7 protein-coding genes and 1 pseudogene are annotated in these 4340 nt (G+C 76.5%); 3 read left to right on the top strand and 5 right to left on the bottom strand.

The window, feature by feature from the left end; all coding sequences use genetic code 11:
• A partial coding sequence (locus GTQ99_RS20300; RefSeq protein ID WP_166617519.1) for an acyl-CoA carboxylase biotin carboxyl carrier protein subunit occupies window positions 1-386 on the top strand: 386 nt, incomplete at its 5' end.
• Between the two features lie 58 nt (window positions 387-444).
• Here the strand turns inward: GTQ99_RS20300 and GTQ99_RS20295 are convergent.
• Both GTQ99_RS20295 and GTQ99_RS20290 read right to left on the bottom strand, forming a co-directional pair.
• Window positions 445-897 (bottom strand): SRPBCC domain-containing protein, encoded by a 453-nt coding sequence (locus GTQ99_RS20295; RefSeq protein WP_166617518.1) that lies wholly within the window; start codon window positions 895-897, stop codon window positions 445-447.
• Window positions 894-1199 carry an ArsR/SmtB family transcription factor gene (locus tag GTQ99_RS20290; RefSeq protein WP_338075147.1) on the bottom strand — a complete coding sequence of 102 codons (306 nt, stop codon included), beginning with the start codon at window positions 1197-1199 and terminating at the stop codon, window positions 894-896. Before GTQ99_RS20290 ends, GTQ99_RS20295 begins: the two co-directional genes overlap by 4 nt.
• 102 nt (window positions 1200-1301) lie before the next feature.
• Here GTQ99_RS20290 and GTQ99_RS20285 point away from each other — a divergent pair, with 102 nt between their 5' ends.
• A complete protein-coding gene (locus GTQ99_RS20285; protein ID WP_166617516.1) occupies window positions 1302-1589 on the top strand; it encodes a hypothetical protein in 288 nt (95 codons plus the stop codon).
• Between the two features lie 3 nt (window positions 1590-1592).
• Here the strand turns inward: GTQ99_RS20285 and GTQ99_RS20280 are convergent, their stop codons facing one another.
• Entirely contained in the window at window positions 1593-2351 is a 759-nt protein-coding gene (locus GTQ99_RS20280) for an ATP-binding protein (protein ID WP_166617515.1), read from the bottom strand.
• Window positions 2352-2439: 88 nt separating this feature from the next.
• Complete coding sequence (locus tag GTQ99_RS20275) at window positions 2440-3237, bottom strand: SDR family NAD(P)-dependent oxidoreductase (protein WP_166617514.1); 798 nt, start codon at window positions 3235-3237, stop codon at window positions 2440-2442.
• A 106-nt stretch (window positions 3238-3343) separates the two neighbouring features.
• Here GTQ99_RS20275 and GTQ99_RS20270 point away from each other — a divergent pair, with 106 nt between their 5' ends.
• On the top strand, window positions 3344-3946 hold the full coding sequence (locus GTQ99_RS20270) for a TetR family transcriptional regulator (protein ID WP_166617513.1): 603 nt from the start codon (window positions 3344-3346) through the stop codon (window positions 3944-3946).
• A 140-nt stretch (window positions 3947-4086) separates the two neighbouring features.
• Here the strand turns inward: GTQ99_RS20270 and GTQ99_RS20265 are convergent.
• Window positions 4087-4340: pseudogene (locus GTQ99_RS20265) on the bottom strand (methyl-accepting chemotaxis protein); the annotation flags it as partial.

Below are 4340 nucleotides of genomic sequence, written 5' to 3'. Positions count from 1 at the left end.
ACGGTGACGCGCCGGCGGGGGAGCGCCGCACGCTCGTGCTGGAGGTCGACGGCCGCCGCGTCACCGTGACGCTGCCCGCCGAGGACCCCGACGGGCCCTCGTCGTCCGCCGCCGCGCCCCCCGCGGACCGCCGGCGGGGCAGGCGGTCCGGCTCCGCTGCAACCGGCGCCGAACCCGGTGCCGTGCCCGCTCCGATGGACGGCACGGTCGTCCGCGTGGCCGTGCAGGAGGGCGCGGAGGTCGAGCGGGGGGAGCTCCTCGTCGTGCTGGAGGCCATGAAGATGGAGACCCCCGTCACCGCCCCGCGCGCCGGGACGGTCCGCGCGGTGCGCGTCGAGGCCGGTGGGCCCGTCGCCCAGGGCGCCCCGCTGCTCGTGCTGGAGTGAGGCGCCCCCGCGCCCTCGTCGTCGGGCGGCGCCGAGGCGTCGTCGTCAGGAGGCGTCGTCAGGCGGCGTCGTCGAGGTGCTCGGCGATGCCTTCCAGGCACCCCTGCCACCCGGTCCGCAGGCCCTCGGCGGCCTCGGGGCCCGAGACCCCCTCGACGGTGAGCTCGAGGCGGGTGCCGCCGCCGACCGGCAGCAGCAGCACCGTGCAGCGGGAGGTCTCGGCCATGCCCTCCCCGGAGGTGAGCACGTCGAGCACGAGGCGCTGCACGGGCTCGAAGACCGCGAAGGTCGCGTCCTCGGCGTACGCGTCGCCGGCCGGGGCGGGGCCGAAGCGCAGCCGGTAGCCCCCGCCCGCGCGGGGGTCGACCTCGCAGCTCGAGACGCGCCAGTCCGGGTCGGGGCAGACCCAGCGCCGCAGCAGGTCGGCGCGGGTCCAGGCGGCCCAGACCCGTTCGGGTGGTGCGGGGTAGGTGCGCTCGAGGTCGAACGACAGGAGCGGGGTGGTGGTCACGTGTCCTCCAGGAGGGTGCCGAGGGCGTCCAGCCGGGTCGACCAGAGCGCCTGCTGCTGCGCGGTCCACGTGGCCACGGCGACGAACGCGTCCTCGCGCAGCCGGCACTCGCGCACGCGCCCGCGCTTGACGGTCGTCACCAGGCCGGCGTCCTCGAGCACGCGCACGTGCTTGAGCACGGCCGGCAGCGAGAGCGTCGTCGGCGCCGCGAGGTCGCCGGCCGAGCTCGGGCCGCGCACGAGCCGCTCGACGATGGCCAGGCGGGTCGGGTCGCCGAGGGCGGCGAACTGATGGTGAACCACGAGGTTTAGTTTTTGCCTCCGGTGCGCCCGTGTCAACCCCCGCCCCGGCGGCGGTCCCGCTGCCGCGCGTGCCCGAGGATGGGGCCCGTGCTGGATCCGTCGATGCCTCGTGCCACCGCCGACGCGCTCGCCGCCTTCGTGGAGCGCGAGGCGCGCTCCACGAGCCCGCTGTTCGGGCTGGCCGACGCCGACGCCGCGGCCCGCGCCGGCTGGGCCGGCTTCGTGCAGCAGTACCGGCGGGCGGTGCGCGACGGGCGCGAGCTGACCGCTGACAACCTCGCCCACGTGCTGCTGGACATCGCCCTGCTCTTCCGCCACCTGGACGGCTTCGACCCCGAGTGGTCGACGTGGCAGGAGGCCGCCACGAGCCCGCAGGGCACGCGGCCCTGAGCCTCAGGGAGCGGCCGGCGCCCCGGCGCCGTCGGTGCTGGCCCCACCGTCTCCGCCGACCGCGACGATGCGGCTGCCGGCGTCGACAGCCACCTGCCACGCGCGCGGGGGACCGCCGTGCAGCTGGCTCTGCACCTCCTCGCACACCCGGTCGCGCACGGCGACGACCTCGGCCTGCCCCGGCAGCGCCAGCAGCCGCCACCGGCAGCCCGGTGGCGGGGTCGGCGGCGGGCGGCGCGCTGCGCCGGGCCTCCTCGGCCGCGGCCCGGGCGGCCCCGGTGCGCCGGGGGTCCCCTCGGGCTCGCCCCACCGGTCCTCGTCCCACGCCGCGAGCAGCTCCTCCTCGCCGGGCTCCTCGTCCAGCGCCCGCAGCTCGAACCAGACCACCTTGCCGTCGGGCAGGCTCGTCGTGCCGCACTCGCTGCTCACCGCCGCCACCAGCGCCATCCCGCGCCCGGTGGTGACCTGCTCGCCGTAGTGGTGCTGCGCCGGCAGGGCGGGGCTGGAGTCGCGCACCTGCACGCGGGCGTGCTGCCGGTGCACCTCGACGCCGACCTCGACCGGGGTGCGCGCGTGCAGCGCCGCGTCCGTGACCAGCTCGCTGACCGCGAGCTCCGCCGCGTCGACCCACTCCGGCCGCCCGGCGGCCTCCAGCACCTCGCGCACCAGGCGGCGGGCCCGCCGGGCCGCACCCGGGTCGGGCGGCAGGGTGAGCCGGCGGCTCAGCGGTGCGTCGCAGGCGCCGCCGGTCACCCTCGGCACCCGCTGCGCGTCATCGTCACATCCATGTCACCGCGCGCCCGGCTCCGCCGACGTCGCCGCGTCGGCGGGGCCGGCGGGCCCGGCGCTGTCAGTGCGCTGCGGGGGTGGAGACCCTGTCGGCGAAGCGCGGTCCCAGGACGCGCAGGAACGGCGTCCTGGGCACGAGGCGGGACGTGGCCGCGAGGACCTCGTTGCGCCGGCCGTCGACCACGACGGGGCGGTCGGCGTCGAGGGTGTCGAAGAACGTGGCGACCACCTGCTCGACGCTGCGCCGGCGCAGCCCGGCGCCCGCGGCCTGCCCGGCCACGTCGAAGAACCCCGTCTCGGTCACCGTGGGGGACAGGGCCGCGACGCGGACGCCGGTGCCGCGCGTCTCGGCCCACAGCGCCTCGGTCAGCGAGAGCACGAAGGCCTTCGACGCCGCGTAGGCGGCGAAACCGGGTGCGGGCAGGTAGGCGGCCATGCTGGCGATGTTGACCACCGCTCCGGAACCCCGCTCGAGCATGGCGGGCAGGAAGCGGGCGGTGAGGTCGGTCAGTGTCGTGCAGTTCAGCGTGACCATCGCGCCCAGGCGGGAGAGGTCCGGGGTGTCGGCCAGCCGGCCGGACAACCCGAAACCGGCGTTGTTGACCAGCACGTCGACGGACCGGCCGCCGAGCGCCTCCTGCACCCGGGCGCCGGCGTCGGGGGTGGACAGGTCCAGGGGGACGACGAGGGCCCGGCGGCCGGAGCGGGCGCGGATGCCGGCGGCCAGCGCCTCCAGCTCGTCGGCGCGGCGGGCGACCAGGACGACGTCGGCGCCGCGGGCGGCCAGCGCCGTGGCGATGCCGGCGCCGATGCCGCCGGAGGCGCCGGTGATGAGTGCGGTGGAACCGGTGACGTCCACGGGAGGGCTCCTGTCAGCTGAGGATCGACGCGTCTCGTCACGTCGTTGTGGCACGATGTGTCATGTCGACTCGTCCTGTCAAGGTGTCGTGTGCTGAGATGAGGCCGTGGAGCGGACGACCCCTCGTGAACGCCGGCAGGCCGCGACCCGGCGCGCGCTGGCCGAGCACGCCCTGCGGTTGTTCGCCGAGCAGGGCTACGAGGCGACGACGGTCGCCGAGATCGCCGACGCCGCGGACATGTCCACGCGCACCTTCTTCCGCCACGTGCGCGACAAGGACGAGGCGATGTTCGCCGCCGACGAGGACGCCTTCGCCGACGTCCTGCGGGCAGCCGCGGCCGCCGGGGCGCACGCCCCGCCGCTGGCCCGGCTGCTGCACGGCGTGCGCGTCCTCGCCGCGGCCGCCGGCGAGGACGCCGAGGCCAAGTGCGCGCGGGAGCGCGTGCTGGAGGAGAACCCCGCCCTGCGGGCCCGCGACCTCGCCCAGCAGCTGCGCTGGCAGCAGCAGTCCGAGCAGTTCCTGCGCGCGCAGGGCGTGGACGCCGACGAGGCGAGCCTGGCCGCCGGCCTGACCCTGACGATCTGGCGCGAGGCCTACCGCCGCTGGATCGCCGTCTCCGCCGTCCCGGGTGCGCTGGGGGAGTTCCTCGACACCGTCGCCGGGGAACTCCCCGGCCAGGTCGCGGTGCCGGGCGCCCGCAGCCGGTGACGCGTCGGCAGGGACCTGAGAACCCCCGGGACGCACGACGGCCGGTGATCTTCCACGGTGCACCGTGGAAGATCACCGGCCGGGTGCTCAGGTGAGGAGCTGTCAGGCCCTCAGGTGCGGGGCCCTCAGGTGCGGGGCCCTCAGGTGCGGGGCAGGGTGAAGGAGGCCACCAGCTCGTTCAACTGCACCGCCGTGCGCGAGACCTCCCCCGCCGTCGAAGCCGTGTGGCTGGCCCCCGCCGTCGTCTGATCCGCCGAAGCGGCGATCCCGGAGATGTTGGAGGCGATCTCCTGGGAGCCGGTGGAGACCTCGGTGACGTTGCGCACCATCTCACTGGTGGTCGCGCTCTGCTCCTCCACCGCCGCCGCGATGGTGGCCTGCAAGCCGTCGATGC

Source organism: Kineococcus vitellinus (genome assembly GCF_009906315.1).
Classification (GTDB): domain Bacteria; phylum Actinomycetota; class Actinomycetes; order Actinomycetales; family Kineococcaceae; genus Kineococcus; species Kineococcus vitellinus.
The sequence above is the reverse complement of the archived record's forward strand: the minus strand, read 5'-3'. Positions and strand labels throughout refer to the sequence as shown.